General features: G+C 37.7%; 17 protein-coding genes. 10 read left to right on the top strand and 7 right to left on the bottom strand.

Translation table 11 applies throughout. From position 1 onward, the window contains the following. The first annotated feature begins 30 nt into the window (after nt 1-30). The 3 genes from nqrM to H4J56_RS10560 all read left to right on the top strand — a co-directional run bounded on the left by nqrM (nt 31) and on the right by H4J56_RS10560 (nt 3752). Nucleotides 31-252, top strand: coding sequence for a (Na+)-NQR maturation NqrM (nqrM, locus tag H4J56_RS10550; protein WP_070376020.1), 222 nt, complete (start codon nt 31-33; stop codon nt 250-252). 396 nt (nt 253-648) lie between these two features. Then, nucleotides 649-807, top strand: a complete 159-nt coding sequence (locus H4J56_RS10555) for a hypothetical protein (RefSeq protein ID WP_182222705.1) — start codon at nt 649-651, stop codon at nt 805-807. Between the two features lie 476 nt (nt 808-1283). Then, complete coding sequence (locus H4J56_RS10560; RefSeq protein WP_182222706.1) at nt 1284-3752, top strand: PilZ domain-containing protein; 2469 nt, start codon at nt 1284-1286, stop codon at nt 3750-3752. A 6-nt stretch (nt 3753-3758) separates the two neighbouring features. Here the strand turns inward: H4J56_RS10560 and serB are convergent, their stop codons facing one another. Next, the gene (gene serB / locus H4J56_RS10565) at nt 3759-4817 is read right to left on the bottom strand and encodes a phosphoserine phosphatase SerB (protein ID WP_310733838.1); all 1059 of its coding nucleotides are present in this window, start codon (nt 4815-4817) and stop codon (nt 3759-3761) included. A 105-nt stretch (nt 4818-4922) separates the two neighbouring features. On the opposite strand from serB, the gene H4J56_RS10570 reads away from it, so the two are divergent. Continuing rightward, nucleotides 4923-5555 (top strand): AhpA/YtjB family protein, encoded by a 633-nt coding sequence (locus H4J56_RS10570; RefSeq protein ID WP_182217587.1) that lies wholly within the window; start codon nt 4923-4925, stop codon nt 5553-5555. Nucleotides 5556-5588: 33 nt separating this feature from the next. Here the strand turns inward: H4J56_RS10570 and H4J56_RS10575 are convergent, their stop codons facing one another. The 4 genes from H4J56_RS10575 to prfC form a co-directional block, all read right to left on the bottom strand. Beyond that, on the bottom strand, nt 5589-6407 hold the full coding sequence (locus H4J56_RS10575; RefSeq protein ID WP_182231027.1) for a TatD family hydrolase: 819 nt from the start codon (nt 6405-6407) through the stop codon (nt 5589-5591). A gap of 75 nt (nt 6408-6482) precedes the next feature. Continuing rightward, nucleotides 6483-7622, bottom strand: a complete 1140-nt coding sequence (locus H4J56_RS10580) for an HDOD domain-containing protein (protein ID WP_182245046.1) — start codon at nt 7620-7622, stop codon at nt 6483-6485. Between the two features lie 109 nt (nt 7623-7731). Then, entirely contained in the window at nt 7732-9486 is a 1755-nt protein-coding gene (gene argS / locus H4J56_RS10585) for an arginine--tRNA ligase (protein WP_182250779.1), read from the bottom strand. A gap of 164 nt (nt 9487-9650) precedes the next feature. Then, complete coding sequence (prfC, locus tag H4J56_RS10590; protein ID WP_070376025.1) at nt 9651-11234, bottom strand: peptide chain release factor 3; 1584 nt, start codon at nt 11232-11234, stop codon at nt 9651-9653. A 421-nt stretch (nt 11235-11655) separates the two neighbouring features. Here prfC and napF point away from each other — a divergent pair, with 421 nt between their 5' ends. Genes napF through H4J56_RS10620 form a run of 6 tightly spaced genes read left to right on the top strand, consistent with a single transcriptional unit; the run spans nt 11656 to nt 16259 of the window. Further along, nucleotides 11656-12195 carry a ferredoxin-type protein NapF gene (gene napF / locus H4J56_RS10595; RefSeq protein ID WP_182222710.1) on the top strand — a complete coding sequence of 180 codons (540 nt, stop codon included), beginning with the start codon at nt 11656-11658 and terminating at the stop codon, nt 12193-12195. Then, nucleotides 12192-12332, top strand: a complete 141-nt coding sequence (locus H4J56_RS10600) for a TIGR02808 family protein (RefSeq protein WP_070376027.1) — start codon at nt 12192-12194, stop codon at nt 12330-12332. Before napF ends, H4J56_RS10600 begins: the two co-directional genes overlap by 4 nt. Before the next feature lie 2 nt (nt 12333-12334). Further along, the gene (locus H4J56_RS10605; RefSeq protein WP_182217595.1) at nt 12335-12640 is read left to right on the top strand and encodes a chaperone NapD; all 306 of its coding nucleotides are present in this window, start codon (nt 12335-12337) and stop codon (nt 12638-12640) included. After that, nucleotides 12637-15132, top strand: coding sequence for a nitrate reductase catalytic subunit NapA (gene napA, locus H4J56_RS10610; protein WP_182217597.1), 2496 nt, complete (start codon nt 12637-12639; stop codon nt 15130-15132). The genes H4J56_RS10605 and napA overlap by 4 nt, the downstream gene beginning before the upstream one ends. A 41-nt stretch (nt 15133-15173) precedes the next feature. Next, on the top strand, nt 15174-15632 hold the full coding sequence (locus H4J56_RS10615; protein ID WP_182217599.1) for a nitrate reductase cytochrome c-type subunit: 459 nt from the start codon (nt 15174-15176) through the stop codon (nt 15630-15632). A 36-nt stretch (nt 15633-15668) separates the two neighbouring features. After that, the gene (locus H4J56_RS10620; protein WP_182217601.1) at nt 15669-16259 is read left to right on the top strand and encodes a NapC/NirT family cytochrome c; all 591 of its coding nucleotides are present in this window, start codon (nt 15669-15671) and stop codon (nt 16257-16259) included. Between the two features lie 198 nt (nt 16260-16457). Here the strand turns inward: H4J56_RS10620 and rimI are convergent, their stop codons facing one another. Then, entirely contained in the window at nt 16458-16907 is a 450-nt protein-coding gene (rimI, locus tag H4J56_RS10625; protein ID WP_182217602.1) for a ribosomal protein S18-alanine N-acetyltransferase, read from the bottom strand. A gap of 1 nt (nt 16908) precedes the next feature. Continuing rightward, nucleotides 16909-17259: a DNA polymerase III subunit psi gene (locus H4J56_RS10630; RefSeq protein WP_182217604.1), complete on the bottom strand. Its 351-nt coding sequence runs from the start codon at nt 17257-17259 to the stop codon at nt 16909-16911. Between the last annotated feature and the right edge of the window lie 84 nt (nt 17260-17343).

Raw genomic sequence — 17343 nt, forward strand, 5'->3', positions numbered from 1 at the left:
AATAGATAAAGAAAATAAGTAGGTTAGTTTATGATGATATTTATGATCACTTTAGGTTTTTTCCTTGTAGTTGTTGTTGCTATGTCGGTTGGCTATATCTTTCAACAAAAGTCGTTAGCAGGCAGTTGCGGCGGATTAGCAACAGTGGGTATTGATAAGTCGTGTAATTGCGATAACCCTTGTGAGAAACGCCAAGAGCGCGAACGTATTGCTGCGGCTAAAGAGCAAATGATTGATATTAAAATTATCTAGCTGAGTAACACTTTTATTTTAGCTTGAGAAACATAATCAGTATCTGCTAACTGTGGATACTGTTTAACACTAATGATTTTAATAAAATTGGTTATTAATTTACAACACCAATAACTTGCTAAGCCACACTTAACTTATTCATAATAAGAATTACCATCCCCTCCAATGCTACATTTCGCCTACGATTAAAAATTATATGATTAACAAGCTCGACAGCATACTTGCAGGTATGCGCAGTTAATAAACGACTACAAGTATCGACAAAGCTTACCTGAATATTCATCTTCTAAGTCATTGTTACCCGGGGTGATGAGCGCTTTTGCAGTACTCAACTATAAACTTAGATAAGCATTACTATATAGGTTAAATCACTGCGTAATTTAGGTGATAGCTAGCATGTGTAAACGTCTTAAAGAAGTGCTTAGTTATTACTTAGTCGCGATTATGATGGGTGTAACACTAAGTGCAAGATTGTTGAAAAGTGGTAAATCATTGAAGTCCGCAGATGTGTCTATGCGCGTTATTGTTATTAGAAATTTACAGCGAACTGTTTAATACCATCGCTTAATCATCATAGGATAGAATTAGGCGACTTAGATAAAAATCGTCTTCTCTTACTAGGCGCGATAGTGTCAAATGTTTGTACTTTTTAATTCTTGCCGATTTTTTGTGATAAATACGGAAAATTGTTATTGTGTTCGGCTTACCTAGCCAAATTAAATTCACCTCTATTCTTGTATCCTACATCGTTGATTTACTGTTCAAGCCCGCGTATACACTGGATCCTACTAACTATACTTATAGATGTTAGTTTATTTTTTTATGACCACTTCCCTTACTGGGCATAATTTTTGCTTTATTATTTTTATATAAGCTATTATCTAGATAACACATTATTTTTAATGATATTTCTTACTGATGTTATTTCATTACAAATTAATTTATAGTAGATTTACTACATAGAAAGTAAATGATTATTTCTTTCAATTCATTGCATATCACAAGTGTTACTAAAAGAAATTAAAGCAGATATGACTACAGATTTTTTAAAGTACCAAAAGATAATTGAACAGTTTCGTGGGAAGGTTTTAAAGAACGATTTTGAAACAAATTTTTCTGCGATGACTCAACATATCCCCAAAACAGAGCGCTTTTTGCTTAAAATGGAGCTCAAGCGTTTAGCTGTTCCATGTACGCGTCTAATCGATTTGCGTGGTCATGTTGATGGTGAATGTCGATCTTTTGAGCATGATGGACGCGTTCACTATCTTGATGATATTGCGATTAAAGTTTATCAAGAAAATATAGGTTTTTATCAGGGATATACTTTTGGTGTTTACGAAGCAGTAATGAACACTGAAAATAACTTTCGGGTTATATATCAAAAAGAAAAAAGTAACATGGGTAAACCGGTACAAGTTGAGACGACTAAAGCCAGTAAGACCTTTGAAAAAACGCAGTACCCAGCAAGTTTGTTTACTTTTGGTCCGTATCATAATCGTAGTGAAGAGCGAATGAATTTCGCTATTACCTTAGACATACTGCTTGAAAACGATAAAAATGAATACGAGTGTACGAGTTCAGATATCAGTGTTGAAGGGTGTAAGTTTCGCTTTAATTTCAAAAATACAATTACGGTTGGACAACATATAAGTATTCGGTTTCGAGGTCTCGAAGACGAATTTCAATTTGGTAAAGAAAAAAGTTTTCATTTTGAAGTTAAAAACATACAAAAAATTGAGAAAACTCAGTTAATTGGCTGTCAGAGAGTTTACTCGAAAGATAAACGCGTTGACGGTTTTCAAACTTTTCTTCAGGGCTTCATCCAAGGCAATAAACGCCGTTATAAAGTTAACCTAGACAATACTATTCATGCTATTCAATCACGTAGCTTTGAGCAATATAGTTTACCTAAATTAAATGAATTACCGATTTTTGTAGAAGATAACAAAGGCGATCTTTTACCTAGATACGCGCTCACCTGTCATAATAACCAAGCCACTTTTCAATATTGGCAAGATGAAAATCGCCACTCAACCTTATACTGTCTGATAACACCTGAACGCTTGCTCAGAATGAGAAAAGCCCATGCTTTAGGTAAGTCATTATTAGTCTATAGTTTCGTGCACAAAAGCCAAGGTAAATCATTTTTTTATACGGCAGATGTGGAGCAATTAAATAATGATAGTGATTTTAAGGTACAATTTTTAGGATTTGCTGCGTCAAAGCCGAGCTTTGCTATTACTCAACTATCGATTATGGACGTTGATAATGATAAAGCGCATTCGCCGTTAACGTTATCGAATACGCTAACAAAAAAGAATGAATACTTAAATCTCCCTATCCCTAGTGATGCAATAGAAACCCTTCATAATCTGCAAAGTATCGTGGTCGCTAGTGATGTAACCAACCCAGCATCAACTAGGCAGTATCAACAACTATCATTTGAAAACATTGATACAATTCGGTTAAAAAACTTTGGTCATAAACGACTTACATTACCGCTATTGATGGATGAAGTAGGCATTAATTATAAAAATCAACGACAAGAGTCAAGATTTAAATATGTTACTCCTGTTGAACTTGAAATTGCAGGTGTTCGTTGCTCAGGTAAATCGCATGATTTTTCCATTTTAGGTTTAAAACTAGAACTTGATAAACCTTCGGTATTAAACAAAGGAGACGTTGTCTATTTAACTTTTCCTGGCTTGCAAAAAATTACCTCTGCCTTTGATTTAAAAGGTTTGCCTTATGAAGTTATGCGAGTTAATAAAAAGAAAAACATACTTAACTTACGGGTTTATGTTGAAAAGCATCAACACATGGGAAGAGCATTCTTTAAAGCATTAATTACAAAAAATCGTGATAAGTTAACGCCAGATGAATATGCCTTAATGATACCTGGCCTTGCTAAGGCATTGAGAAATATTTACAGTAGAAGTTTAACTATTCCGACATTAATGGTACAAACCAGTGGCAGTCGCTATAAGTTAGAAGCTATCGTTTGTGGTACTGTTAAAGATAAGTTATTGCCGGTTATGAAACAGTTAAGTGATTCGCCATCACAGTATAATCTATACCCATTACTCAATAATTTACAAGCAACTAGTACCTTAACCTTACCATTGAAGAAAATGCAAACCGATGATACTCCGGTGCTTGAAACATTATATATTGCTGTAAATTTAGATAATGAAATCATTGATCAAGCGGTTACGACCAAAACATCAAGCGAATTAGAGTCGCCGATGTTGCAGCGAATGTTTATATCGCGGGCATTAAATCGTGGTTTATTCTTTTGCGTACAGGTTAGATTATCTCGAACAGATGACCCCGATATGGACCATCTTAACCCAGAATTAAGCTACATAAGTTCCTATGCTATTCACCGTGGTAAACAAATAGAGCAAGATATTTGGAGTGTTGCTGGGGTTATGCAGTTTCTTGATATTACTCAAGAAACTTTAGTTCGTCATGAGCTATTAAGTAACGTTATTTAAAGGGTCCTACGCAAGCCAATGTAAAAGACAATCAAGACCATCGGCATTAATGGCAGTGTCTGCCTTTGCTAAAACTAGTGGCTTAGCATGAAATGCTACGCCCAAATGTGCAGCGGCCATCATGACTAAATCATTGGCACCATCACCCATAGCGACGGTTTGCTCCTTAGCTAAGTGATATTTCTTTTGTAAAGCGACTAAACAATCTGCTTTTGCTTGTGCATCAACAACATCTCCTAAAACTTTACCCGTTAACTTGCCATCAATAATTTCTAAGGTATTAGCGTGGGCGGCATCAAGTGCCAGTAAATCTTTTAAGTGATCGGCAAAGTAAGTAAAGCCACCTGAGGCAATCGCAACTTTCCAACCATGGGATTTTAATGTACTAACAAGTATCTCTAAACCAGCCATTAACGGGATATTCTTAGCAACCTCAGCCAAGATGTTTTCTGAGGAACCTTTTAAGGTGGCGACCCGTTGATGCAAGCTTTGTGCGAAATCAAGTTCACCAAGCATAGCAAGTTCAGTAACGGCTGCCACTTGTTCTCCAACACCTGCAAGTATTGCGATCTCATCGATACATTCAATCTCTATGGTCGTGGAGTCCATATCCATAACCAAAATACCTGGTTCTGATAATTTTGGCGCGTTTTCAATCAGTGCGGCTTCGATTTTATTGCTGAGGGTAAAGTTGACTAAGCTTTCTCTTGCAGTTTTTAAGTTTGCACAAGTAACGCTAAAGCGATAGCTAGTAAGATTATTCCTTAGATTGATAGCATTTACCGCCCAAATTGATAGTTGGCATTGACTGATTAAATTACTGAGCATACTAAGACTAATTTCACTAAAAACTACAAGCTCTAAGGCTGTTTTAGCGTGTCTCTTCTCGGCTAAACATGTTTGACCACCTTGTTGTTGGGTAAGGCGCTGATCAACGCACCAGTCGCTACCTTCGAAAGTGGTAAAGCAAGGTAAACATTTTTCTGATGTTGTTGAAGAAATAAACTCAGCCAAAGTAAGTTGTTGAATATGCTCAAGGGAAAAACGTTTAATAGCAATGGACACAGTACCGCCTTTTATGTGAATGTTAGTTTTAGCGATTATTTTCAATGAATAATGCTATAGTATAAAAATGAACGTAATGATAAATTTTATACATTTGTAGTGCTTATGACACAAATAGAACAGCCTTTATACCCTAAATTATCATCCATTTATAATAAAATTATGCAATTAGCTATAGCGATTGTCTTTATTGTCGTGCTAATGAATCTATGGATATACAGCCAGACACAAAATAAGCAAACTATCGATCAACATTTTTATGATGTTGGTCAGCAGTATTTGCAACAAGCTTCAGCAGGTTTATCTGTATTAATCACCGAGGTTAACACGAAAGAGAGTCGACAATTACTGCAAAACTACGTTGATGAATTGCAACTGGCCGAGGTAATAAAAGAAATTCATCTCTATGATTTATCAGGGCAATTAATTATTAGCAGTCAAAATGCAAAAAGTGTCAAAGCTCTTTTTGGGCTGTCTGAATATAAATTAAATAAGAGTGAATTCGCCGTGCCTTTCGTTAGTGAAATCCGTAAAGAAAGATTAATTGGCTACGTTCGCTTAACCCTAGACAAAAACTATTTAACCACTAAGTTATTAAAAAATAATGATCAACAGTTTACGCTGTTACGTTTAATGATGATAATCGCTGGCGTCGTTGGCTTTCTGCTTACCAGAGGTCTCAACCGGTTTAGTCGTCAGGGGTTTAGATTAGTCGATAAAGATAAAAGGCTGACTTAAGTAGGCATCATTGATGGAGCTAGTTAATCCGTTTCATCGCTGAGCCAACTGAAAGAGGGTTGAAATATTATCTTCAATTTTTTCGGCTATTTCTTCTTTGCTCTCTTGGCGCAATTCGGCTAATCGTTCAAAAACATCAATAACACGCAGAGGTGAATTATCTTCGCCTTGAAAACCATTTAGCGGCATCGAAGGTGCATCTGTTTCTAATACTAGGCTACTCAAAGGTAAGCGCTTAATGGCTTTTATTGTTTTCTCCGCTCTAGGGTAGGTGATAGTGCCACCGATGCCTAACTTAAATCCCAAATCTATATATTGGCAAGCCTGCTGGTAGCTTCCTGAAAAAGCATGAATAATACCTCCTCGGGAAACTTTTATTTGTTTTAACAGTGTGATCGTTTCGTTGTGCGTGCGCCGGTGATGAACAATAATCGGCAGTTGATGCTGTTGTGCAAGGTTAAGTTGGAATTCAAAAAATAACATTTGTTGGTTAATATTATCTTGCTGCTTTGCGATAACGCCATCAAGCCCAGCTTCGCCAATTGCAATTATTTGCGTTTTATTCTCTAATATTTTTTGCGCTAAGTCATCGAGATTTTTTTGCGCTAATCCCTCTAAAAACCAAGGATGAATACCTAAGCAGGCAAAAACATTGCAACCACTCAAAGGTTGGTTTTTATTATGGTGGGCTAAGGCTAAAACATTTTGCCAGTTATCTGGTCTAACCGCAGGAACAATAATTTGATGAATACTTTCTTTTGCACATTGCTCAAGCAGTAAATTTGTTGAAGCACTACCTTTATGGGTAAAAGCTTTGAAATCTAAATGACAGTGGCTATCGGTAAATTTCATAAATTAATCGGCTTTACTTGAAGTGTAAATAATGGATGTGTGAAATTATAGCTTATCTAAAGTTTAGCTTGGTGATTACTGTCTTAGCTTTGCTGCTCTTTTTTCCAAAGCGCCAAGCACATTTTCTAATTTAAAATGCTCGATAAATTTTGGCTCGGGTTGTTGCTCTCTTAATAATATATCGGCTAGATAAACGGCTTGTGCGATACCAAATGATTTTTTTAAGAGCTTATCCGGCTGATGATGCATAACTACCGCCTCAATTAAATGATAAGAAAAGCTCCACAGGTGCAGGAGATAGCCACCAACATGGTTATGATCTGTGCCAAATATTTTTTGCTCTAAGGCATTATTGTTGGCATTTTTAAGCCGATATTCAAAATATGTTTTTGTAAGTGTTGGGTCCATCTCAAATAGTACAATTTTACCAATGTCGTGCAATAAACCCGCAAGTAGAGCATCTCGCTTAAGTTCTACTTTCACCATTGAAGCGGCCAAGCGGGCCGTTGATAAACAGTGTAGTTGTTCTTTGATCAATGAAAAGTCAGCAATGTCGGGTTCATAAGAAAAAAGTTCAGCCGTCATAACAATACAGCAGAGTGTTTCTAGTCCCATACGTGTTATTGCTTCGCTAATATCGTTGATTGGCTTGCCTTGGTTCATAAAGGAACTATTGGAAAACTGCAATACTTTAGCGGCTAATGCTGGGTCTTGAGAAATTATCTCTGATATTTTTCCTGAATCGGTATTACTTTCTTCTAAAATTGCATTGAGTTGTAAATAGACTTTGGGTGGGCTTGGTAATGTTTTAACTTTGGCAACTGCCTTGATAATATGATCTTTGGTGATCGCTTTATTATCATCGCCAAGGGCTGTGATGGTTTGATGAATATTTTCAACGTTAAGCGGCAGTGCGTAAGTGTAATGGCAATTATTAGCGGCTTGACCATTAAGCTGGCTCTGTGCAATGTTATCATTAGTAATTGCTATTCGTATCATAGCAGGATGTTTAAGTGCTATGGCTTTAAGAAGATCTAAGCCACTTATTTGTCCTAAATCCAATACGCTAATAATAGCGTCAAATTTATATTTCTTTAAGGCTTTCAGGGCATGTTTGCCGTTATCAACATAAGCGGTTTGGCAAGGACCATTATAAAATGCCTGCTTTAATGGCAAGAGTTTTTGGTCTGTATTATCAACGATTAGCACTTTCATTTATTGACACTTCCTACCTTAATACTTGCTCTATGCTGAAACTATTTCAATTTTTTGGCATTGACCCTTGAGTAAACAAGGGCTAATGCCATATGTGCTTTTATGCAGACTACATGCGTTCCATAACGTCAATGCCAAGAATATCTAAGCCTTGTTTTAAGGTTTTCGAGATACTTAAACAAAGTGCTAAGCGAGACTGTTTTACATCTTGGTCAATACCCTCTTTGAGAATAGGGCAAGCCTCGTAGAAGCTCATGTATAAACTCGCTAACTCATATAAATAATTACACAATAGGTTAGGCATAGATTCGCTAATGACCGCATCTAGCACTTCTTCGAGCTGGAGTAATTTTAACGCTAAGGCTTTTTCTTGTGGTTCAATAATGGTGATATCAGCGCTAAAGTTTACTTGTTCAATTTTTGCCTTGCTGAAAATACTTTGAACACGTGAATAAGCATACTGCAAGTAAGGAGCCGTAGCGCCTTCAAAACTCAACATGGTTTTCCAGTTAAAAATATAGTCGCTGGTTCTATTCTTAGATAAATCAGCAAATTTAACCGCACCAATACCTACTTTTACTGCAATTTCATTTAGCTTATCTTCAGGATAATCTGGATTTTTTTCTTTAATGACCGCTTTTGCACGAACAATGGCTTCATCAAGTAATTCTGCTAATTTTATAGTACCGCCAGTTCTTGTTTTAAATGGCTTACCATCGTCACCCATCATCATACCAAACGGGCAGTGATCATAACCAACATGTTCTGGCAGTAACCCTGCTTTACGCGCTACAATTTCTACTTGTTTAAAATGTAAGCTTTGACGGGCATCGGTAAAAATAATGATACGGTCAGCTTTTAGTTCATTGCTACGGTAGCGACAAGCAGATAAATCTGTGGTCGCATATAAATAGCCACCACCGGTTTTTTGGATGATAAAAACGGGGGCATCACCGTCTTTATTCGCCATTTCATTAATGAAAACCACTTTTGCGCCTTCGCTAACTTCAGCAATACCCTTAGTCATTAATTCATCAACAACCTTGGGTAAATCTTCGTTATACGCACTTTCGCCCATGATATCGTCGCGGGTTAAAGTAACATTAAGTTTTTGATAAATATCTTCACTGTGGGCAATAGATATATCAATGAATAATTTCCATAAGACTAAGCAATCTTTGTCGCCACCTTGCAGTTTTACCACATAATTACGAGCACGGTCAGCAAAGCCTTCTTCGTTATCAAAACGTACTTTCGCTTCGCGGTAAAAGTTTTCTAAATCAGAAAGTGCAGTTTCAGCAACTTCGTTGGCATTGAGTTTGTCGCTTAAGTGCGCCAATAACATGCCAAATTGTGTGCCCCAGTCACCCATGTGATTCTGGCGGATGACTTTGTCACCACGAAACTCTAATGCACGTACTACTGCATCACCGATAATGGTTGAACGCAAGTGGCCAACATGCATTTCTTTGGCAAGGTTTGGCGCTGAATAATCAACAATAACCGTTTGTTTTTTGTCTTCTTCAGTGGCACCACGTTGGGTTACACCTAATTTTTCATCATCAGTCATTTTAGCGAGTTGAGCGGCTAACCATGATTTGTCTAAATGAATATTAATAAACCCCGGTCCGGCTAATTCTATATGGTCAGCAATACCAGCTAAATCTAAGTGGTTAACAACGGTGGTCGCTAATTCGCGTGGGTTCATTTTCAGTTTTTTAGCTGCACCCATAACACCATTTGCTTGGTAGTCACCAAAATTAGGGCGACTTGACAGGCTTACCGCTGGGTTAGTGCCTTCAGGCAATCCAGCCAAAACCATGGCCGCAGATACTTTTTCACTTAGTAATTGCTTAATATTCATTTTGATCTCTGTTTTCTTTTAATAGAAATTATTTGCTCATTTTTTGCAAGTATATGGCATTTTAGCAAAGCGTTTGTTACTTTTTATTGGTGAGTTTAGTTTACTAAATAAGCCAATAAAAAGTATCGAACAACGCGGGTAAAATACCTACTACGCAGAAAAACTTAGTGTTCTCGGGTCTTGTGGAACTGAATGTCAGGATGACGCTCTTGTGCCAAATTCAAATTCACCATAGTTGGAGCAATATACGTTAAGTTATTACCACCATCTAGTGCTAAATTGTCATAAGCTTTTTTGCTAAATTGCTCTAGTGTTCTTTCATTATCACAAGTACACCAGCGTGCAGTTGCTACACTTATCGGTTCGTATATAGCGTCAACTTTATATTCAGTTTTTAAACGTTGTACAACGACTTCAAACTGCAATACACCGACCGCGCCAACTATCATCTCGTTTGAGTTGAAAGGTCTGAATACTTGCACAGCACCTTCTTCTGAAAGTTGTATTAAACCTTTTTGTAATTGTTTAGCTTTTAATGGATCACGTAAACGAATACGACGAAACATTTCAGGGGCAAAGTTTGGAATACCACTAAATTTCATCATTTCGCCTGAAGTAAAGGTATCACCGATTTGAATACTACCGTGGTTATGTAAACCGATAATATCGCCGGCATATGCTTCTTCTACATGTGCACGGTCTCCAGCCATAAACGTTACGGCATCGGCAATTTTTACATCTTTGTTAATACGTACTTGACGCATTTTCATGCCTTTTTCGTATTTACCTGAGCAAATACGCATAAAAGCAATACGGTCACGGTGTTTTGGATCCATGTTCGCTTGAATTTTAAAAACAAAGCCAGTGAATTTTTCTTCTTGAGCGGTTACTTCTCTAACATCAGTTAAACGAGGTAAAGGTTTTGGTGCCCATTTAGTTAAACCATTAAGCATATGGTCAACACCAAAATTACCTAAAGCCGTACCAAAGAATACTGGCGTTAGTTCACCTTTTAAAAACTCTTCCAAATTAAATTCATGTGATGCACCCGCAACCAGTTCTAATTCTTCACGTAAATCGTCAGCATAAGTTCCAATGACCTTATCTAACTCTGGGTTATCAAGCCCTTTGATAATTCTTTCTTCTTGGATCATATGGCCAAGTCCTGACTTATATAAAAATATTTCGTCAGTTAAAATGTTATAGACACCTTTAAATTCTTTACCCATACCAATCGGCCAAGTAATAGGGGCACATTTTATTTTCAGCACATCTTCCACTTCATCCATAACTTCCATTGGGTCACGAACATCACGATCCATTTTATTCATAAAAGTAATGATGGGCGTATCACGTAAACGCGTTACTTCCATTAACTTAACAGTTCGTGCCTCAACACCTTTAGCTACGTCGATAACCATTAAGCATGAATCAACCGCGGTGAGTGTTCTGTAGGTATCTTCTGAAAAGTCCTCGTGACCAGGTGTGTCCAGTAAATTAACTAAACAACCGTTATAAGGAAATTGCATTACAGAGGTCGTGATAGAAATACCACGCTCTTTCTCCATTTCCATCCAGTCAGACTTTGCATGCTGGCCTGATTTTTTACCTTTTACCGTGCCGGCTCGTTGTAAAGCCTGACCAAAAAGTAATACTTTTTCAGTGATGGTGGTTTTACCCGCATCAGGATGAGAGATAATTGCGAAAGTACGTCTTAGATTGACTTCATTAGCCTGTAGCGTTGTCATGTTTTAAAAGTTCTCTTTGGTGTACATGCTGATGCACATAAAATGCTTTTTTTAAATACTGAAAGGACATGTGAACAATCCTAAATTTTGCGCGCATTGTACCATAAATATAAATAGCCGCATTAGGGGACTGTCTTTAAATGATTATTTTTAGCAAGAATCCGAGACATTAACACTTTTTCTTTTGTTATTTGATTAAGTGGTAAGTGATCGTGCAGATAATAATTATTTGATTGGTTATTTTTAAGGTTGAGATTCAATAATAAATTCAATACAAGCTGGTTTTTTTGAATTTAATAAAGAGATTAATAGTCATGTTATTTGAAAGTCTTGATCGAAATCAATATCTCACCTTCGAGTATAAGATAAATTACTCTTTGGGTAGAAAGTCTGAAATATGATGTAAAAATAACGAGATAGCATGGTTGATTTAGCTAGAAGAAACTTTTTTAAAGCAAAAAAATTAACAACCGCTCCGGCAATCAGATTGCCTTGGGTGCTCAATGAAGCCACTTTTATTGATGGCTGCACACAATGTGGTGACTGTTTAACGTCTTGTCCTGAAAATATCATTCAAAAAGGTGATGGCGGTTTCCCTGAAGTTAACTTTTTAAAAGGAGAGTGTACTTTTTGTCAAGCGTGCGTTGAAAGTTGTCAACAGCCACTTTTTGCCGAACGTGCACTTGCTCCAGAAGTAAATGCTTGGGATTTAGATATCTCCATAAAGGGCGATTGCTTAGCGGTTAACGATGTGTTTTGTCAAAGTTGTCAAGATAGCTGTGAGACAGAAGCTATATCTTTTAAATATATAAATTCATCAGTACCACAACCCCAGATAAAACTTAGTGACTGCACAAATTGTGGGGCCTGTGTTGCTATTTGCCCGCAATCATCTATTGAATTAACACCAAAAAATTCTGTGGGTGAGCAACCCACACATACTAATAGGAGAGTTATATGAGCGCTCTTGAACAAATGATTTGGAATATCTTAGGATATTCATCGATGCCTGTTATTTTTTTAGCTGGTTTTGCCGGTACCGCTTTAGTCGCTATCGCACTTTTAAAAATGTTAGGTATTAAGCCGGCAGGGGAATAATCGTGATCAATCTACTAGAAGAAAAACCTATTAATATTGCTGGTGTGCTTTTTGTTGCTCAGCCAAGTAATACCGCGAAAGTGGCCGAAGAACTGGGCGGATTTCCTGGCGCTGAAGTGCATGAGATTGCTGATAACGGCTCTATGGTGGTTACCATAGAAGAAAATGATTTAAACAGAGGTGAAAAAGGCAAAGGCCTTATTAACACCATTACAGATATGAGTAATTTACCGGGTGTGATCTCTTCATCATTGATTTTTCATCATAATGATTATGGGCTACCACAACATCAGGGGATAAAGGTATGACATTAACAAGACGTGATTTTATAAAAGCGAACGCCATTGCAGCAACAGCTGTCGCCGCAGGTATCGCCGTGCCATCTTCAGCTTCAAACTTGCTGACTAAATCGTCGGATACTACCATTAAATGGGATAAAGCCCCTTGTCGTTTTTGTGGCACAGGTTGTAGTGTGCTTGTTGGAACACAAGAAGGAAAAGTGGTGGCGACTCAAGGTGACCCTCAAGCAGAAGTTAACAAAGGTCTTAACTGTATTAAAGGTTACTTTTTATCCAAAATTATGTATGGGAAAGACCGATTAACTCAACCGTTATTACGGATGAAAGATGGTGTTTATGCCAAAGAAGGTGAGTTTACACCGGTAAGCTGGGATACCGCCTTTGATGTTATGGCTGAAAAATTTAAAGCCGCTTTAAAGAAAAAAGGCCCGACCTCAGTTGGTATGTTTGGTTCGGGTCAGTGGACTGTTTGGGAAGGTTATGCCGCTTCAAAATTAATGAAAGCGGGCTTTTTAACCAACAACCTTGATCCTAATGCTCGTCACTGTATGGCGTCAGCTGTGGGTGGTTTTATGCGTACCTTTGGTATCGACGAACCTATGGGTTGTTATGATGATTTAGAACACGCCGATGCATTTGTCCTTTGGGGTTCTAATATGGCGGAAATGCATCCTATTTTATGGTCGCGTTTAGCTGACCGTCGTTTAAGTCATCCTCATGTAAAAGTAAACGTATTATCAACGTATAAGCATCGAAGTTTTGAACTTGCTGATAACGGTATGATTTTTACACCACAAACAGATTTAGCGATATTAAACTTTATTGCTAATTATATTATTCAAAATAACGCCGTTAACGAAGATTTCATGAAAAAGCATGTCAATATTCGCGAAGGTGTTACTGATATTGGTTATGGTTTACGTCCTACTCATCCATTACAAAAAGCGGCTAAAAATCCTGACAGTGGCGCATCTAAACCGATGAGCTTCGATGACTTTGCTAAATTTGTTAGCACTTATAGTATTGAATATACATCAAAACTTTCGGGTGTTTCTGAAGATAAATTATTAACGCTGGCTAAACTTTATGCGGATCCTAAAGTTAAAGTGACTTCGTTTTGGACGATGGGTTTCAATCAACATACTCGTGGTGTTTGGGCAAATAACCTCATGTACAACGTGCATTTATTAACGGGTAAAATATCTGAACCGGGTAACAGCCCGTTTTCATTAACCGGACAGCCGTCAGCCTGTGGAACGGCGCGTGAAGTAGGGACTTTCTCACATAGATTACCTGCCGATCTCGTTGTTAAAAACCCTAAGCATAGAGCGATAGCTGAAAAAATATGGAAATTACCTGAAGGCACTATTCCACCTAAACCCGGTTACCATGCAGTTCTGCAAAATCGTATGCTTAAAGATGGCGAATTAAATGCATATTGGGTTATGTGTAATAACAACATGCAAGCCGGACCAAATATTAATGAAGAAGGGATCCCTGGCTATCGTAATCCAGAAAATTTCATTGTCGTTTCAGACCCTTACCCAACGGTAACTGCACAGGCGGCTGACTTGATTTTACCTACTGCTATGTGGGTAGAAAAAGAGGGAGCGTACGGCAATGCAGAGCGCCGTACACAGTTTTGGCATCAACAAGTGAATGCGCCAGGTGAAGCGCGTTCAGATTTATGGCAAATAGTTGAATTTTCTAAACGTTTTAAAATTGAAGAAGTATGGCCTGAAGAATTACTTGCCAAGAATCCTGAATACCGTGGCAAAACTATGTTTGACGTGCTTTATGCAAACGGTAACGTAGATAAATTCCCAATGAGTGAATCCAAAGGTGATACTAACTTTGAAGGTGATTATTTTGGTTTCTATATTCAAAAAGGCTTATTTGAAGAATATGCAACCTTTGGCCGAGGACATGGTCATGATTTAGCCCCCTTTGATCGCTATCACGAAGAGCGTGGCCTTAGATGGCCGGTTGTTAATGGTAAAGAAACTAAGTGGCGTTTTCGTGAGGGGCACGACCCTTATGTAGAGAAAGGCAGTGAAGTGCAGTTTTATGGCCATAAAGATAAAAAAGCCAATATATTTGCCTTACCCTACGAACCAGCGGCAGAGTCACCTGATGAAGAATTCGACTTATGGCTGAGTACCGGTCGTGTTCTTGAACATTGGCATTCAGGCTCTATGACTGCGCGTGTACCTGAACTTCATAAAGCATTTCCTGATGCGGTGTTATTTATCCACCCTGACGATGCTAAAGCAAGAGGTTTACGCCGTGGTGATGAGGTTTTGATTGAATCTCGTCGAGGTGAAGTGAAATCTCGTGTTGAAACTCGTGGCCGTAATAGACCCCCGAAAGGTTTAGTTTTTATGCCTTGGTTTGATGCAAAACAATTGGTTAATAAGTTAACCCTAGATGCTACCGATCCCTTGTCTAAACAAACTGACTTCAAAAAATGTGCGGTGAAAGTGAAAAAAGTCACTGTTTAGCACTAATTAAATTTACTTAATCTACCGGGTAGAGGTAAAAAATGAAAATATTATCAATAATAATGATAACAGCCAGTTTAGCCATGGCATTAAGCGTACAAGCTTATCAAGAAGTAACGACAGGCGGTTTAGAGACTATTCGTGGCATAGCTAAAATTAATGAAACCAAAAGTGCAGAAGCGCTTAAACGTGTCATTAAAGATAAAAATCCTATTCAGCGTAATTATGTGCATCAACCACCTGTTGTGCCTCATCAAACACGTGGTTATCGGGTCAATAAAGACAGTAATAAGTGTTTAACTTGTCATGGTTGGAAATATGCGAGAGAAACCGGCGCAACCAAAATAAGTTTAACGCACTTTGAAACACGTGACGGTAAAACACTGTCAGATGTTTCTCCGCGTCGCTACTTTTGTTCTCAATGCCATGTTACACAAGCTGATGCACCTGAGTTAGTTGATAATCTTTTTAAACCCGTTGAATCGTTAGGTAATGATTAAATAATGGTTTATCTAAACGTAATTTAGGGGATTAACATGACTAAAAAATCAAAAATAAAAAGCTTACTTTCGTATTTAAAGTCGCCAAGCAGTGCCGCCTTATGGTTTATTTTAGCTATCGGCTTTGCTGGCGGTGTTATCTTTTGGGGGGGATTTAATACCGCCCTTGAAGTGACCAATACCGAAGAGTTCTGCATTAGTTGTCATGAAATGGAAGATAATGTTTATGAAGAATACAAAGAAACTATTCATTACTCTAACCGTTCTGGCGTTCGTGCTACTTGTCCTGACTGCCATGTTCCCAAAAAATGGACTCATAAAATCGTTCGTAAAATTGCGGCGAGTAAAGAAGTTTGGGGTATGCTTACTGGCTTGATCGACACAAGAGAAAAGTTTCAAGATCATCGCCGTGAATTGGCAGAACGTGAATGGAAACGCATGAAAGAGAATGATTCACTGGAATGTCGTAATTGCCATAACTTTGAGTACATGGACTTTTCAGAACAAGGTAATCGCAGTGTTAAAATGCACTCAAGTGCACTGGCTTCTGGCGAAAAAACCTGTATAGATTGCCATAAGGGTATCGCCCATGAATTACCAGACATGAAAGGTGTTGAAAATTGGTAGTTTACTTACTTGTGTGAATAGCTTAAACGCTTATTCGTGAAACCGTGATATGTAAAAGCCTCTTTAATTGTCATGATTAAAGAGGCTTTATTTTGTTTCGTGTATGATGGTTTTAACTCTTGTCGCTCTTATTGTTGAAGCAGCTTTTTTACTGAACCCTATTAACTGGAATCTCATTTATGCCTGCTTTATTAGGTATTAGAGCACTTTTTTCATGACTATAGCGTCTTCATAACCGAAACCAGAGGCACTTGGGTAGTAACCTGTTCTTCTGCCAGTTTCAATAAAACCACTATTGATATACATCATTTGAGCACTGATGTTCTTTGCTCGAACTTCTAACCAAATAACTGTATTGTTAAGTTGTTTTGATTGCATAAAAAAGTGTTCTAGTAATGCTTTACCATAACCCTTGCCCTGCAGTGTTGGTAATACACAAACATCCATTAACGTTGCTTCACCAGCGACATGCTCGCCAATATAAAACCCCACTAACTCATTATCCACTTGTAAGTAATGACCAAAATATCGCGCGCCAATACAGCTGTTAAAGGTTTTTTCACTCCATGGGTGAGAGTGACAAGCATTCTCTATAGGGATTAATAAGTCTACGTCGTTACTTGATATTTTATGATAGCTAAAGGTCATTTTATTGAATTTCTTGTAGTTTTTGCCAAAGTGTTTGTTTTAATAGCGGAGAATTTTTCAAAACGTTAATCGACGGGGTAACCAAGTGATGCTTTGTTAGTGATATATCAGTCTGTTCACTAAATTGCCAGGTTAATAAACCTATCGATAAGGCATTATTATTGCAACTTACTTCACCAATAGAGCAACCTAAAGAATGCAGGATGTCGGTAAATATATGAGTATCAACTAATGTAGCAAGTTCAATGTCTAAATAAAGAGGGTGGTCGCTATTGTTCGTTTTTTCGCTATTTTTTAACTGCCAAAGTTCAATACCCATAGCCTGCAAGTGCGAAAACTGTCTTTTAGTCATGGTCATAAATTAAGGCGATAAAGCATAGCGTAAGTAAGAAGCACATAATGACAGAATTTTCACTTAATACCAAATATACCCGTT

Source organism: Colwellia sp. BRX8-4, assembly GCF_014077345.1.
In the GTDB taxonomy this organism is placed as follows: domain Bacteria; phylum Pseudomonadota; class Gammaproteobacteria; order Enterobacterales; family Alteromonadaceae; genus Colwellia_A.